10 protein-coding genes are annotated in these 14,429 nt (G+C 75.6%); 7 read left to right on the top strand and 3 right to left on the bottom strand.

The window, feature by feature from the left end; genetic code table 11:
* The first annotated feature begins 82 nt into the window (after positions 1 to 82).
* Complete coding sequence (locus tag ACFVYI_RS29890; protein ID WP_387891385.1) at positions 83 to 3,901, top strand: trypsin-like peptidase domain-containing protein; 3,819 nt, start codon at positions 83 to 85, stop codon at positions 3,899 to 3,901.
* A gap of 66 nt (positions 3,902 to 3,967) precedes the next feature.
* Entirely contained in the window at positions 3,968 to 4,912 is a 945-nt protein-coding gene (locus ACFVYI_RS29885; RefSeq protein WP_387891384.1) for a bifunctional riboflavin kinase/FAD synthetase, read from the top strand.
* A gap of 85 nt (positions 4,913 to 4,997) precedes the next feature.
* Here ACFVYI_RS29885 and ACFVYI_RS29880 read toward each other — a convergent pair whose 3' ends face one another.
* From ACFVYI_RS29880 to eccE, 3 genes are all read right to left on the bottom strand, one after another.
* On the bottom strand, positions 4,998 to 7,391 hold the full coding sequence (locus ACFVYI_RS29880; RefSeq protein ID WP_387891382.1) for a MinD/ParA family protein: 2,394 nt from the start codon (positions 7,389 to 7,391) through the stop codon (positions 4,998 to 5,000).
* Between the two features lie 127 nt (positions 7,392 to 7,518).
* Positions 7,519 to 8,286, bottom strand: a complete 768-nt coding sequence (locus tag ACFVYI_RS29875) for a hypothetical protein (protein ID WP_360639217.1) — start codon at positions 8,284 to 8,286, stop codon at positions 7,519 to 7,521.
* Positions 8,286 to 9,683, bottom strand: coding sequence for a type VII secretion protein EccE (gene eccE, locus ACFVYI_RS29870; RefSeq protein WP_387891380.1), 1,398 nt, complete (start codon positions 9,681 to 9,683; stop codon positions 8,286 to 8,288). The genes ACFVYI_RS29875 and eccE overlap by 1 nt, the downstream gene beginning before the upstream one ends.
* A 170-nt stretch (positions 9,684 to 9,853) precedes the next feature.
* On the opposite strand from eccE, the gene ACFVYI_RS29865 reads away from it, so the two are divergent.
* The 5 genes from ACFVYI_RS29865 (at position 9,854) to ACFVYI_RS29845 (ending at position 14,372) form a co-directional block, all read left to right on the top strand.
* Positions 9,854 to 11,554 carry a type VII secretion protein EccB gene (locus ACFVYI_RS29865; RefSeq protein WP_387891378.1) on the top strand — a complete coding sequence of 567 codons (1,701 nt, stop codon included), beginning with the start codon at positions 9,854 to 9,856 and terminating at the stop codon, positions 11,552 to 11,554.
* Positions 11,555 to 11,735: 181 nt separating this feature from the next.
* A complete protein-coding gene (locus tag ACFVYI_RS29860) occupies positions 11,736 to 12,035 on the top strand; it encodes a WXG100 family type VII secretion target (RefSeq protein WP_387891376.1) in 300 nt (99 codons plus the stop codon).
* 73 nt (positions 12,036 to 12,108) lie between these two features.
* A complete protein-coding gene (locus ACFVYI_RS29855) occupies positions 12,109 to 12,399 on the top strand; it encodes a WXG100 family type VII secretion target (RefSeq protein WP_387891374.1) in 291 nt (96 codons plus the stop codon).
* Positions 12,400 to 12,512: 113 nt separating this feature from the next.
* Positions 12,513 to 13,739, top strand: a complete 1,227-nt coding sequence (mycP, locus tag ACFVYI_RS29850; RefSeq protein WP_387891373.1) for a type VII secretion-associated serine protease mycosin — start codon at positions 12,513 to 12,515, stop codon at positions 13,737 to 13,739.
* Positions 13,740 to 13,829: 90 nt separating this feature from the next.
* Entirely contained in the window at positions 13,830 to 14,372 is a 543-nt protein-coding gene (locus tag ACFVYI_RS29845; protein ID WP_387891371.1) for a SigE family RNA polymerase sigma factor, read from the top strand.
* Positions 14,373 to 14,429: the final 57 nt, after the last annotated feature.

The raw sequence follows: 14,429 nt of genomic DNA, 5'->3' as shown, positions 1-14,429 counted from the left end.
GCGGGCAGGCTCCCCGGCGGCGAGCAGGTCGCCGCGACGCGTCCGCCTCCGGGCCGTCCGGCCCTGCGGGGAGGCTGCACGCATGCCGGGAGCACTGGACGGCGACGGGGTGGCGGGCAATCCGGAGCGCTACCTGCTACGGATCCGCGACCTGGACGGACGACTGCGCGGACTGGGGTTCGTCGCCGACCCGCAGGGCACCGTCCTCACCGCGCACGAGAGCGTGGCGGGTCTCGACCGGATCGTCCTGCACACCCCGGGCGGCCAGACCAGGGTGCTCGGCCCGGACAGCGTCCTGCCCCTGCCCGGGCACGGCCTGGCCCTGCTGCGCACCGACGCCGTCGGCGGCCTGCCCGTGCCCCCGCTGCCGATCGCCGCGCCGGGCGGGGCGATCGCCGGGCGCGAGGTGCTGCTGGCCGCGCTGACCGGGGAGGAGGGACGGGCGGTGACCCTGCGCTGCGGCGTGCTCGGCGCCACCGGCGCGGTCCACGCCCGCCCGGACCGCTTCCACCTGCTGGGCGGGGTGCTGCTGCTCGACGTCCCGGTGGTCGGCGGTGCGGTGCTGGTGCCCGCCGGGGCGCCCGTGCTGGACGCCCGCAGCGGCGCCGTGGTCGGTGTCGCCGCACCGGCGCTGCGGGCCCCGGAGCAGGGGAGCGCGCTGACCGCCGCCCCGGCGAACGGCAGCGGGTCGGGCGAGGGCGCGCCCGAGCTGGCCGAGGCGCTGGCGCGCAACGCGGCCGGCGTCCCCGCGTACGGTTCGGCGCTCAACCTGGCGGGCGTGCTGCGGCTGGCCAACGCCCAGGTGGCGGCGGCCGGGGCCGGCCCCGGCCGGGTGGCCGCGCTGGCCGCCGACCGGGTCGACCGCCCGGACGGCCCGGCCGGGGACGAGCCGTCGGCGACGGTCACCGCGCTGGTCGGCGCGCCCGGCTCCGGCCGGACCACCGAACTCGCGGCCCTCGCCGTCCGGCGCGGCAGTGGTGACCGGCCGCTGCCCACGCTCTGGCTGCGCGGCGCCGACCTGCGGGCCGAGGACGCCTCGCTCCCGGCGGCGGTGGAGCGCGCGCTGGCGGCGGCCGCGGCCGACCTCGGCACCCGGCCGCCGCCCGGGCCGGAGGCCGTGGCCGCCCTCTGCGCGGCGGCGCGGCGGCCGCTGCTGGTCGTGCTGGACGGGCCCGAGGAGGCGCCCGTCCCACTCGACGAGGCCTGGCTGCGGGCGGTCGCGGAGTGGCTGACGGCGGTCGGGGCGCGGCTGCTCATCGCCTGCGGGGACGAGGCCCGGGAGCTGCTGGCGCCGGCCGGGCGCGATGGCGCGGGCGCGCGCGAGGCCGGGGGCACGGCCGTCCCGGGCTGTCCGCTCCACGGTTCGGTCGCGGCGGCCGGCGAGCTGCCGGACGGGGAGCCGTGGGCCGGAGCGCCGCGGGCCTGCGGCGAGTTACCGGCAGCGGCCGTGACCGAGGCCGGCCCGGCCGAGCGCAGGCCGGGCCCTTCCACGGCCGGACCGGCCCGCCCGGACGGTGGGTCGACGGCCGGAGCGCCGTCCGGCGACCGCCGGTGCGCGGACTCGGCCGAGGCCTTCGCCGTCCTGAGGCTCGGACCACTGCCGGCCGAGGCCGCCGACCGGGTGCGCCGCCGCTACGGCCTGCCGCCCGGCTGGCCGGCGCCGGCGGACACCCGGCACCCGCTGGCCGTCCGGCTGGCCGGGGAGCTGTGGGCGGAGGGCCTGCGCGGGGATCCGGTGGGCCGGAGCGAGCTCTTCGCGGCCCACCTGGACCTGCGCTGCCTGCGGGTGGCCCAGCGGATCGCCGCCGACGGGCGGCCCCGGCGGCCGGGCGCCCACCGCCGGGGTGCCGGGCGGCCCCCCGGCCGTTCGCACGGCCGGGTGCGCAGGCTGGCCGCGGCGGTGGCCGGCCGGGTGCACGAGGCCGCCCGGCGGATGCTCGGCGCGGAACAGGGCGGGCTCGGCCGGGCCGCCTTCGAGGAGCTCTTCCCGGTGGGCAACTGGGCGACGGCGGTGCTGGCGGAAGGCCTGTTCGTCCCCGCGGGGCCCGGCTACCGGCTTGCGCACGGCGAGTTCTCCGACTGGCTCCAGGGCCTGCACCTGGACCTGGACGCGGCGCTGCGGCTGCTGCTCGGCGAGGCCGAGGACACCCCGCCGCCGGGGGAGGCCCGTACCGTGCCCCGGCACCGCGTCGCCCCGGTGGCGGCCGCGCTGCGGCGGCTGGCCGAGACCTGGGGCGCCACCGCCCTGGACCCGTGGCTGCACCGGCTCTGGCGGGCGCTGGACCTGCGCCCGCCCGGCAGCGAACCCGGCTGGTGGGCGGGCCGGTTGCTCGCGGACGGGCTGGCCGCCAGCCCCGACCTCGCCGAACACCGGGCGCTGCTCGCCCAGTTGGCGGGCCGGATCGCCGAGGTGGCCCCCGCGGCCGGCGGGTTCGAACGGCTCCCGACGGAGGGCCTGGGCCGGTTCGGCCCGCAGTTCTGGACCGGCCTGGGGCTGCCCGCGGAGGACGAACTGGTGCTGCTGCGCCGCCTGGTCACCGCCGACGGGCCGGAGCAGCCGTTCCTCGCCGCCACGGCCGAGCGGCTGTGCGCCGACCCGGCCGGGGTGATCCCGCTGCTCTGCGCCTGGTTCGACGACCCGCGCGGCCTGCCCGGCCGCCCCGGCACCACCGTCGCCGACCTCGCCCACGACCTGCTGTACCACCACCGCGCACTCGGCCTGGACGATCTGACGGAGGCGCTGGCCGACGCGGCGCACCCCCGGGCGGACGCGCTGCTCACCGTCCTCGCCGGCGAGGAGCCCTCCGCGCTCTGCCGGGCGGTGGACCGCTGGAGCCACGACCGGCGGCCCGAGCGGCACGTCGCCGCCGCCGTGCACGCGTTGCGTGCCGCGCCGTACGCGCGCGGTGCCGGACCGGAGCTGCTGCGGTTCGCCGCGCTGGCCCTGCTCGCCCGCGAGGAGGAGCCGTGCCTGCACGGCGCCGCGCTGGCCCTGCTGGTCCGCGACCCGCAGGCCCGGGCCGTCCACCTGCCGGCGGCGCTCGCCGCGTACGGGCACGGCGAGGACCGTTTCCTGACGGCACGGGCGCTGGCCCCGGCCCTGGAGAGCGACCCGGAGCCCGTCCTGGCCGCGTTCGCGCAGCGGCTGGACGGACCCGGCGCGGCGGTCGCCGAGACGCTGCGGGTGCTGGCCGACGCCCGGGCGCCCCGGGCCACCCGGCGCGGCGCCGAGCTGGCGGCCCGGCTGCTGCGGGAGCACCCGGCGCTGGCGGGCCCGATCGCCGTCGACTACCTGGGCCGCCGGCTGGAACGCGGCGCCGCCGGCGGGCCGGCCGCCCGGCTGGAGCTGCGGGTGCTGCTCGGCAGCGCCCTGGCGGCCCCGGAGGCGGCCGTGCGCCGGCCGTTCGCACAGGTGCTGGCCGCCCCGGTCGCCGACACCGCGGCCGACGCCCTGCGGTGCGAGCTCCTGGACACCCTGCTGGCCACCGAGGGCGACCGGGAGGTGCTCGCCGCCGCCGTGGAGCGGCTGGCCGAGCACTGCGCGGTCGAACGCCCGGCCCGGGCCCGGACGGTGCTGGCCCGCGCGGCGGCCGGACTGCCGGGCGCGGACGAGCTGCTGGTGCGCTGCGCCGGCCGCTCGGCGGCGTTCGCGCTGCTGCTGGTCCGGTGGCCCGAGGGCGGGGCGCCGGCGCGTCCCGCCGGCCCGCGGCTGGCCCGGCTGCGGGAGCTGGCGGCGGCCGGGCGCGACCCGCAGGAGGCGGCCGCCGAGGCCGGGCGGGAGGCGGACCGGGCGGCCGGGCGGGAGGCCGTGCGCACCCCGGTGTCCGGTCCCGGACACCCGGTGGTGCGCCCAACCCGCCTTCCGGTGCCGAAGCAGGGGCAGGCGCATGGCACGCTATAGGGGTTCGGGTTTTGAGCGTTTGAGCGTACAGAAGGTACGCGCCGTACGGAACAAGGAGCGGTCAGGGTGCAGCGCTGGCGTGGCCTGGAGGATATCCCCGGTGACTGGGGACGCAGCGTCGTCACCATCGGTTCGTTCGACGGTGTGCACCGCGGACACCAGCTGATCATCAACCGGGCGGTGGAGCGTGCCCGCGAGCTCGGCGTCCGTTCGGTCGTGGTCACCTTCGACCCGCACCCGAGCGAGGTCGTTCGCCCGGGCAGCCACCCGCCGCTGCTCGCCCCGCAGCCGCGCCGCGCGGAGCTGATCGAGGCGCTCGGTGTGGACGCCGTCCTGGTGCTGCCGTTCACCGCGGAGTTCTCCCAGGAGTCCCCGGAGACCTTCGTCCGGCAGGTGCTGGTCGACGCGCTGCGCGCGCGGCTGGTCATCGAGGGGCCGAACTTCCGTTTCGGGCACCGTGCGGCGGGCGACGTCGCCCTGCTGGCCGAGCTGGGCCGGGCGGCCGACTTCGGCGTCGAGGTGGTCGACCTCCAGGTGCGCGGGGCGGCCGGGGACGGCGAGCCGTTCTCGTCCACCCTCACCCGCCGGCTGGTCGCGGCCGGTGACGTGGCCGGCGCGGGCGAGGTGCTGGGCCGCCCGCACCGGGTCGAGGGCGTGGTGGTGCGCGGCGCCCAGCGCGGCCGCGAGCTGGGCTACCCGACGGCCAACGTGGAGACCGTGCCGCACAGCGCGATCCCGGCCGACGGCGTCTACGCGGGCTGGCTGACGGCGGACGGCGAGCTGATGCCGGCCGCGATCTCGGTCGGCACCAACCCGACCTTCGACGGCACCGCCCGCACCGTCGAGGCGTACGCCATCGACCGGGTCGGCCTGGACCTCTACGGGCTGCACGTCGCCGTCGACTTCCTCGCCTACCTGCGCGGGATGGAGAAGTTCGACTCGATCGACGCGTTGCTGGACCGGATGGCCGACGACGTCAAGCAGGCCCGCGAGCTGACCGACGTGCTCTGACCGGACCGGGCGGACACCGAAAGGGCCCGCCGGCCGTCTCCGGACCTCTGGGATCCGGGAACGGCCGGCGGGCCCTTTCGGGTCGCTACGGCTGGGGCTGCTGCGGGTAGCCGTACCCGGCGGGCGGCGCGGGCGGCTGCGTGCCCGGCTGCGGCTGGGGGTAGCCGTACCCGCCGGCCGGCGGCTGGGACTGCCAGTCCTGCGGAGGCTGCTGGGCACCCGGCTGGGCCTGCGGGTAGCCGTAGCCGGGCGGGGGCGGCGGCGCCTGCCCCTGCTGCGGGGCCCACGGCGCGCCGGGCGCGGGCCCGCCGGCCGGGTAGCCGCCCTGGCCCTGCTGCGGGTACGGCTGCTGCGCCTGCTGCGGGTAGGACTGCTGCGGGTCCGCGTAAGGCTGCGGCTGGCCCGGGTAGGGAGCGGCGGTCTGCGGGGGCTGCTGGGCCTGCTGCTGCCAGCCGGACTGCTGCGCGGCGGCCTGCTGGGCGCGGACGATGTCCTCGCCGACCAGGGTGGCGAGTTCGAAGTACGCCTCGCGGACCTTGGGCCGCATCATGTCGAGGTTGACCTCGGCGCCGGCCGCCAGGCTCTCGTCGAACGGCACCACCACCACGCCGCGGCAGCGGGTCTGGAAGTGCGCGACGATGTCCTCGACCTTGATCATCTTGCTGGTCTCGCGGACCCCGGAGACCACCGTGATGCTGCGCTGCACCAGGTCGGCGTAGCCGTGCGCGGAGAGCCAGTCCAGCGTGGTCGAGGCGGAGGAGGCACCGTCCACGCTCGGGGTGGAGACGATGATCAGCTGGTCGGCGAGGTCCAGCACCCCGCGCATCGCGCTGTACAGCAGGCCGGTGCCGGAGTCGGTCAGGATGATCGGGTACTGGCGGCCCAGGACGTCGATGACCTGACGGTAGTCCGAGTCGTTGAAGGTGGTCGAGACGGCCGGGTCGACGTCGTTCGCCAGGATCTCCAGGCCCGAGTGCAGGTCCTGCGAGGTGAACTGACGGATGTCCATGTAGCTGCGCAGGTGCGGGATGGCCGTCACCAGGTCGCGGATGGTCGCGCCGGTCTGGCGCTTGACCCGGCGGCCGAGGGTGCCGGCGTCCGGGTTGGCGTCGATCGCGATCACCTTGTCCTGGCGCTCGCTGGCCAGGGTCGCGCCGAGCGCGGTGGTGGTCGTGGTCTTGCCGACCCCGCCCTTGAGGCTGATCACCGCGATCCGGTAGCAGCTCATCACCGGGGTCCGGATGATCTCCAGCTTGCGGCCGCGCTCGGCCGCGGCGGCCTTGCCGCCGAACTGGAAGCGCGGCTGCTGGCGCTGCTGCTTCGGCTGGCTGCGCAGCAGGCGGTCCGAGGAGAGCTCGACGGCGGCCGTGTAGCCGAGCGGAGCGCCGTGCGAGACCTGCTGCGGGGGGCCGGCCTGCTGGAACGCCGCGGGTGCCTGCGGGACGCTGGACTGCTGCTGCCACGACGGGGCCGGCTGCTGGGGCTGCGGCTGCTGGGACGGCTGCTGGTAGGTGGTCGGCTGCGGCCAGCCGCCCTGGCGCGGGTCGACCGGCGGGGCCTGCGGGCCGGGCGCGGGTGCCTGCGGGCCGGGGGCCTGCTGGGCGGCGGCCCACGCGGCGGCCTGCTGATCCTGCTGGTCCGTCGGCGGCACGGGCTGCACCGGCTGCGGGTACGGCTGGGGCTGGGCGTGCGGGGCCTGCTGCTGCGGGTCCGGGTACGGCTGCGGCTGGGCGTACGACTGCGGGTCCGCATAGGGCTGCGGCTGGACCTGCTGCGGGGCCTGCTGCTGCGGGGGCTCGGCGTAGGGCTGCGGCTGCGCCTGCTGCTGCTGCGGGTCCGGGTACGGCTGCGGCTGGGCGTACGGGTGCGGGTCCGGATAGGGCTGGGGGTGTGCCGGCTGCTGCGGCGGCACCGGCTGGGCCGGGCCGGGCTGCTGGTGCGCGGCGACGTCCGCCGGCGGCCACGGCTGGGCCACCGCGGCCTGCGGCTGCTCGGGGGCCGGACCGGGGGCCGGGGCGGGTGCGGGCACGTCGGCCGTGGGCGCGGCGAACGGGACGTGCTGCGCCTCGACGTGGGTGGCGGGCGCGGGAGCCGGCGCCGCCTCCGGGGCGGGGGCGGTCACCACGGCCGGGGCCGGGGCCGGTACCGGCTCGGGAGCCGGCACCGGAGCCGGAGCGGCGACCGGCGGCACCGCCGGGCCGTCCACCGCCGGGGCGGGCACCGGAGCAGGCGCGGGTACGGGCACGGGGGCAGGCGCCGGTACCGGCGCGACCTGTCCACCGCCCGCCGCCGGAGCGCCCGCCCCACCCGGTGGCCCGGCCGCCGGGCCGGGCGCCGGGCCCGGAGGAGCCGCCGGAGCCCCCGGGGACTCCGTCTGCACGTACCAGGAGGGGGGAGTGTAGTCGGGTGCGTCGGACCAGTCGTCGTCGTCCTCCGCCGCGTTGTCGCCGACGTAGACGCCGTCCCGATCGCTGCTCACCTAGGGCTCCCTCGTGTTCGCCGCCGCTCTTCGCGGTGCCGTTGCCGCATCAAAGACTAGGCCGTGCACCACCCCCCTTTGAAGGCGGAGTCTCATCTCGCCCAGGGCGCGATCGGGGCGCACCGGGTCAGTCCATCCGGCGTGCCCCGCCCAGGACCTGCTGCTCGGCCTGCCCGGCGACGGTCCGTACGTACTGGCGGCGCATCCGGGTCGTCCAGAGCGTCATGTCGTCCCCGAGGGTGGGCAGCGCGGCGATGTCCTGCGGGCCGAGCGAGAGCACCCGGCCGATCAGCTCGGCCTCCTGCGGCGAGACCCGCTGCACTCCGACCAGGTCGGCGGCGTTCAGCACCCGGGTCGCGTTCGGCCCCAGGTACGGCAGCAGGGTCAGGGTGGTCTGCCAGGGTGCGGCGGAGAGCCGGCTGCGCGGCGGGCGGGCGCCGAGGTCGCGCACCACGAGCACCGGCGAGGTCACCGAGGCGCCCTGCGGGCCGAGCCGGCCGACCTGGTGGACGGTCACACACGGCTGGCCGCCGCCCGCGGCCTGCGCCATCGGGCCCCACAGCTGTCCGCGCGCGGTCTCGACGGCGATCCGGGCGCCGGTGGCCGCCGCCCGCAGCGCGATGACCTGCGCCGTCCAGACGCCGCCGACCAGGACCAGGTCGTAGGCGCTGGGCCGGAACAGGCCGAGCACGGCGGGCTGCTTCTGCACGTCCTCGCCGATCAGCACGCCGTCGTCGCCGACGGGGAAGGAGAGCGCGCCGAGGTCCTCGGTGGTCAGCACGTGCTTCTCGCGGCGCGGGCCGCGCAGTCCGAAACCGGGCAGGATGCGCGGCCGGACCCGGGGCTGCTCGGTACCGGGCTGCGGGCCGGGGGTCGGATAGGTCTGGTACGCCATCAGGAAGCACCTCCCAGGGGCAGGGTGGCGAGCATGCCGGGGGCCTGCTCCAGGTCGAGCCGGGCGAGGCCGAGGCCGGCGCTCTGCGCCCGGGCCTCCACCAGCCGCCCGACCTGGGTGACCTCGCTCTCGCTGCGCCCGGTCACCCGGACGTGGCCGCTGATCGTCACCGAGCCGCCGGTGCCGTGGCCGGCGGTCAGGCTGAAGGTGCTGGCCAGCGCGGGCGAGCCGGTGACCAGGTTGACGAGGTCCGGGGCGGCGATCCGGCCGGGGGAGCCGCCGGGGCGGCTGAGCTGGGGCCACCGGGAGATCCAGTAGGTGCTGTGCCAGCGGTCGTCGATCCGCCAGAACCGGTTGCTCTCCTGGGTGCGGCGGCCGCTGCCGCCGCCGCTGCCGGTGCCCTGGCGGCCGGCCACGGCGAGCGGGTTGGCGCAGGTGGAGATGGCCAGCGCGGCGATGAGTTCGCGCTCGTCCAGCACGGTGGCGTTGAAGCCGGCGCTGCCCAGCCGTCCGGCGAGCTGGTCGGTGACCCGCTGCAGGGCCTTGCGGGCGCCCTCCTCGCCGCCGCCGCGGGCGCGGACGGCGGTGGCCGCCCGCTCCGGGTCGAGCTTGAGCGCCACCCAGGTCAGCCGCAGGCCGGGGGTGGCGGTGCCGTCGGGCAGCTCCTGGTAGGCGCGGGCGGCGAGCGACTGCTCGGGCAGGTGCGGGGCCGGCGCCGGCTGGGTGTGCTGGACGATCTGGACCGACTCCAGGGAGATGTCGTCCACCCGCAGCGCCGAGCAGATCACGTCCAGCGGCAGCGGCAGCGCGGTGCGCACCGGCCGCAGCGGCTGGTCCTTGGCCTGGACGAGCAGCACCGAGCTGAGGAAGGTGCCGTCGCCGACCATGCCGGTCTCCCGGCGCATCGGGCGGCCGCCGAAGTCGGTCTCGGTGGCGTGGGTGCAGGTGCGCAGGGCCGGTTCCAGCTCCAGCGCGGGGGCGATGGCGGGGTCGGTGCCGACCGGCGGGACGTTCGTCCGGGCCTGTTTGCGACGGGCCTTCAGCGCGGCGCGCACCCGCAGGGCCTCGGGGATGGTGCGGCCGCGCAGCGGGATCACCGCGAGGACGACCAGCGCCAGGGCGACCGCGCCGAAGGCGCCGGCCACCGGCTTGCTGATGGTCCAGCCGACCGCCACCAGCGCCACCGCGACCTCGACCAGCACGAGCTGCTGGAGCCTCAGCCGGCCGCCGAGCAGCCCGGGCCGGGGGTGGACGCGGACCGGGACGGGGGCCGCGGGGCCGCCGGCGGCCGCGGGTTCGGCGGACTGGCTCCGGTCGGGCCGTGCCCGTCGGCCGGATCGGCGCGAGCCCCTGCCCTCGTCGGTGCTTCGGCGCCCTGGAGCGGTCTGGCTTGGCATCCCCCGAGTGGCCCTCTCTGAATCAGTTGTCGCGGCCCGGTTGGCCGGTTCGCGAACCGTACCCGTACCGTACTCACCGTCTGCTGCCGCATCGTAGAGGGTTCGAAGCCGCTCTCGCCCGGCGGGTGCGGACCACGGGGTATGTCGGTCAGACAGGGGAGACGACGAGCATGGCATCACGCCGGGACGAGCTGAACGCCTACACCTTCGCGCGCAAGCGGACGGTCGGGGCCTTTCTGCTGCCCAACGGGGCCGGTAGTGACGAGGACGCACCGCGGCCGGTGAAGGCGATCCTGCCGAGCGTCGTGGTGGGCGCTCTGGTGGTCGGCGGGTTCGGACTCTGGGGGGTGTTCAAGCCGAGCGCGCCGGTGGGTTGGGACAGCGGCAAGAACGTCGTCCAGGGCAAGAAGAGCACCACCCGGTACGTGGTGCTGACCGATCCGGACGGCAAGACCAAGCGCCTGCACCAGGTGCTCAACATGTCCTCGGCGCGGCTGGTGCTGCCGGTGGACGCCAAGGTGGTGGTGGTCGCCGACGAGGTGCTCGACAAGTACCCGAACCACGGCCCGACCATCGGCATCCCGTACGCGCCGGACAAGTTGCCGACCAAGGAGAACGCCTCCAAGTCGATGAAGTGGTCGGTCTGCGAGAGCCCCGGCCCGGACGACAAGCAGGAGACGGCGAACCAGGCGCTGTTCGTGGCCGGTGGCGCCGACGCCAAGACCCTGGCGGCCAAGGACCGGGTGCTGGACGTCGACCAGGCGTTGCTGGTGAAGGAGATCGACGAGCAGAAGGTCGCCGCGCAGCCGGGCCCGGGGCAGCCGCCGATCGACCAGAGCAAGCTGAACCTCTTCCTGGTCGACGCGAAGGGCCGCAAGCACGCCATCGGGGGGACGCAGACCTCGGAGAGCGACAAGAAGCAGCTGATGGCGGCGATCTTCGGGGCGAGCGCGAAGCCGCAGCCGGTGAAGAAGGACTGGCTGGAGACCCTGGTGACCGGGAGCGTGATCCAGTTCCCCAAGATCGACGGACTGGTCGCGGACGTCAAGGGGCCCAACTCCTCGGTGGCGCTGCAGAAGGCGGAGGACCGCAAGATCGGCCGGCTGGTCCGGTACGGCGACCGCTACTTCGTCGTGGGCAAGGACCAGTTGTCCGTCGTCACGCAGCTCCAGGCCGAGCTGATCCGGCAGAACCCCGCGTGGCAGGCCCTGTACAACCAGGACGCCGACAAGACGCCGCGGATCGACGAGTTGATGCCGGCGGACTACGCCGCGTTCAACACCAGCACCCCGCTGAAGGACGTCGGTGACGACTGGCCGACCAGGACGGGCGCGCCGGCCAACAACTGGCAGGCGCAGAAGGACGCGAAGTCGGTGGTCTGCAGCACCTTCGACGGGATCGCCGAGGACGGCAAGACGCCGCTGCGCAGCGTCTGGGCCGGTCCGGCCTACCCCGCGAAGCACAGCAGCGGGGTCGGCTCGGCCTATGTGACGCCCGGTTACGGCCTGTTCTACCGCGCGCTGGACGCGGGCGCGGGCGGCTCCGGCAGCGACTACCTGATCACCGAGACCGGGCTGCGCTACGCGGTGCCCGCCACCAGCACCGGCGGCAAGGGCTCGCAGGCCACGCCGACCGCCCAGCCGGGCAAGCCGGGTTCGAGCCCCACGCCGACCCCGACCCCGACCGCCCAGCCCGGCGACCCGGCCGCCGGGCAGCCGCAGCAGCCGCAGCAGGAGGAGGCCGGCGGAAACCAGGCCCGGCTCGGCTACCAGGGGCTCCAGCCGGTGCCGGTGCCGCAGCAGTGGTCGAACCTGGTGCCGTTCGGCCCGGCGCTGAACGCGAAGACCGCGGCGCAGCAGCAGAACGCCTGACCGCCCCGGTACGGCAACGGAATTGGCCCCAGTGTCATGGTCTGGTAACTACCGGTTCCCCGGTGTTGGGTGAGTTGCGTGTGCCGACTACAGTTCTGCTGGACATCACACCGGTGATGCGGCGGGCCGGCCGGGAACGGCGGTCCGGACACAATGTCTGTCTCATGGGGGACGGTAGAGCATGGGTCAGTTCAAGACGACCGCTCAGGAGATGCTGGCTTTCGCCAAGCACATGGAAGAGGTCATCGGGCAGGTCGAGGGCGAGATTCGCAAGCTCGACAGCCTGGTGGGTTCGATTGCGGGCGGTTGGCAGGGTCAGGCCGCGCAGGCCTACAGGACCCTGCAGGGTCAGTTCAACGAGGACGCGGTCGAGCTCAACAAGTCGCTGAAGGCGATCAAGGACGCGATCGAGATCACGACCAAGCAGTACTCGGCGACCGACGCGGACCAGCGGGCGGCGTTCGGCGCCGGCCAGGCCTGATCCCCTCTCTGCCAGGTCATCCATCGGCGGCCCCTGGTGAGGGAGCGCGTCGGTTCCTCGACAAGGAGACATCGTGTCCGACCACATTCTCGTCAACTTCGAAACCGTGCGTAACGCCGGTACCGAGGTTCGCAACACCGCCAACCGCATTCACTCCCAGCTCGAGGAGCTGAAGGCCGGCGTCACCAAGATCGCCTCCAGCTGGGAGGGCGCTGCCCAGCAGGGCTACCAGGCCCACCAGGCGAAGTGGGACTCCCGCGCCGCCCACCTGCAGCAGGTGCTGTCCAAGATCGCCGGCTCGCTGGACAAGGCGGCCGAGAGCTACAACAGCACCGAGAACAACAACGCCAAGCTCTGGAGCTGACGGAGCCTGCTCCCCGTCAGGGGATGATCGACTCCGCCGAAGGGGCGGGTGCCCGGTTCACGGGCACCCGCCCCTGGCGCGCAACACGGGTGGACGACAAGAGGGGTGGCAGGGTGTCCGTAGTCAGGTACCGGAAGGCGGCCGCGACGGTGGCCGCGCTCGCGGTGCTCGGTGGTCCGCTGGCCGCCCCGGCCCACGCGGACGGCCCCGGCATCGCCGCCGCCGGTGACTGCGCCAAGGACGCCCAGAACGTGCAGGCCGTGCCGTGGTCGTTGCAGCGCATGGTGCTCGACGAGCTCTGGCAGGGCGGCAAGGTCACCGGTGCCGGGGTGACCGTCGCGGTCATCGACACCGGCGTGAACGACCAGAACCCCCAACTGGCCAACCGGGTGCTCGACGGCGGCTCCCTGTTGAAGGACAAGGAGAAGAAGAAGGTCGAGGGCGGCGGCAAGGACGACCTGGTCGGCCACGGCACCAAGGTGGCGGGCATCATCGCGGCCGGCCGCAGCGACCAGACCGGCTTCGTCGGAATCGCCCCGGACGCGAGCATCCTGTCGATCCGTCAGAACGACGCCGAGGGCAACGGTGACGTCTACACCCTCGTCGAGGCGATCTACACCGCGATCCAGGGCGGTGCCAAGGTCATCAACATCTCGCAGGACGTGCGCGGCGCCGGCAACGCCGACTTCGGCGGCTACCCGGAGCTGAAGGCCGCCGTCGAGGCCGCCGAGGCCAAGGGCGTCGTGGTGGTCGCCTCCACCGGCAACGACGGCAAGGAGGGTGACACCTTCCCCGCCGCGTTCCCGTCCGTGCTCGCCGTCGGCGCCTCCGACCGCAACAACGAGCGCGCCCTCTTCTCCCAGTACGGCAGCTTCGTGGACGTCGTCGCGCCCGGGGTCGACATGCTCTCCACCGTCCCCCGGGGCGGCCAGTGCGTGGACAACGGCACCAGCTTCGCCGCGCCCTACGTCGCCGGCCTGGCGGCGCTGCTGGTCGGCGCCCACCCCAAGTGGAAGCCGGCGCAGGTGCGCGCCTGGATCGAGCAGACCGCGCAGCGCACCGACCTGGAGGCGAACGACTACATCGGCTGGGGCGTGGTGGACCCGGTGAAGGCCGTCACCAAGGCACCCGAGGACCCGCCGATCAAGGCCGAGCCGGACAAGCCGGTCCAGCTGGCCGCCGCCCCGATCGTGCCGCAGCCGCTCGGCCTCGGCGAGACCCAGGCCGACCGCGACGGCCGCACCGCGACGTACGTCCTGGGCGTCGGCGCCCTGCTCGTCGCGCTGCTCATCGGCGGCGGCGTGGTGCTCCGCGACAACCGCCGGCGCCCCACGGACTGATCCGGAACTCTTTTCGGCCCGGCTGTAACATCCTGCTCCCCCCACCGCATCCAAGAGGTGTCGACGGCAGCAAGCAGGGGGGCACGGGGGATGGGGCGGATCGGCGCCACACGCGAGGCCAAGGACGGGGAGTTCCTGGACCTCGTGTCCAGCCGGACCGGTCAGCTGTACCGCTCCGCCTGCCTGTTGACCGGCGGCGACACCCATCACGCCGAGGACCTCGTCCAGGAGGCCCTCAGCCGGATGTACGTGCTGTGGCGGCGCACCGCGTGGACCGGCGGCCGGCACCGGATCGACAACCCCGGCGCGTACGCCCACACCGTGATGGTGCGCACCTTCCTCGCCCAGCAGCGCCGCCGTTCCAGCGGCGAACGCCCCACCGGCGAACTGCCCGAACCGGAGGTCCGCGAGGCGGACAGCACGCTGCGGCTGGCCCTGCTCGACGCGCTCGCCCGGCTGCCGGCGAAGGACCGGGCGGTGTTGGTGCTGCGCTACTGGGAGGACCGCAGCGTCGAGGAGACCGCCGACGTGCTGCGGGCCTCCTCCGGCGCGGTCCGCACCCGCACCACCCGCGCCCTGGGCAGGCTGCGGGCGCTGCTCGGCGACTCGCTCGCCGAACTGGCCGCCCGCTGAGCCCGCCGCCCACCGGGCCCCGCCTCCGTCGAGCGGACGAACTCCGCCATCATCCGA

Source organism: Kitasatospora sp. NPDC058218 (assembly GCF_042882445.1).
In the GTDB taxonomy this organism is placed as follows: Bacteria; Actinomycetota; Actinomycetes; order Streptomycetales; family Streptomycetaceae; genus Kitasatospora.
Note: the sequence above shows the minus strand (reverse complement) of the source record. Positions and strands in the feature narration are given on the sequence as shown.

What these genes read in the sequence shown, in the direction of transcription:
- eccE (WP_387891380.1), bottom strand. Translation starts at nt 9,683, where the DNA reads ATGCCAAGCCAGACCGCTCCAGGGCGCCGAAGCACCGACGAGGGCAGG.
- ACFVYI_RS29875 (WP_360639217.1), bottom strand. Translation starts at nt 8,286, where the DNA reads ATGGCGTACCAGACCTATCCGACCCCCGGCCCGCAGCCCGGTACCGAG.
- ACFVYI_RS29845 (WP_387891371.1), top strand. Translation starts at nt 13,830, where the DNA reads ATGGGGCGGATCGGCGCCACACGCGAGGCCAAGGACGGGGAGTTCCTG.
- ACFVYI_RS29865 (WP_387891378.1), top strand. Translation starts at nt 9,854, where the DNA reads ATGGCATCACGCCGGGACGAGCTGAACGCCTACACCTTCGCGCGCAAG.
- ACFVYI_RS29890 (WP_387891385.1), top strand. Translation starts at nt 83, where the DNA reads ATGCCGGGAGCACTGGACGGCGACGGGGTGGCGGGCAATCCGGAGCGC.
- ACFVYI_RS29860 (WP_387891376.1), top strand. Translation starts at nt 11,736, where the DNA reads ATGGGTCAGTTCAAGACGACCGCTCAGGAGATGCTGGCTTTCGCCAAG.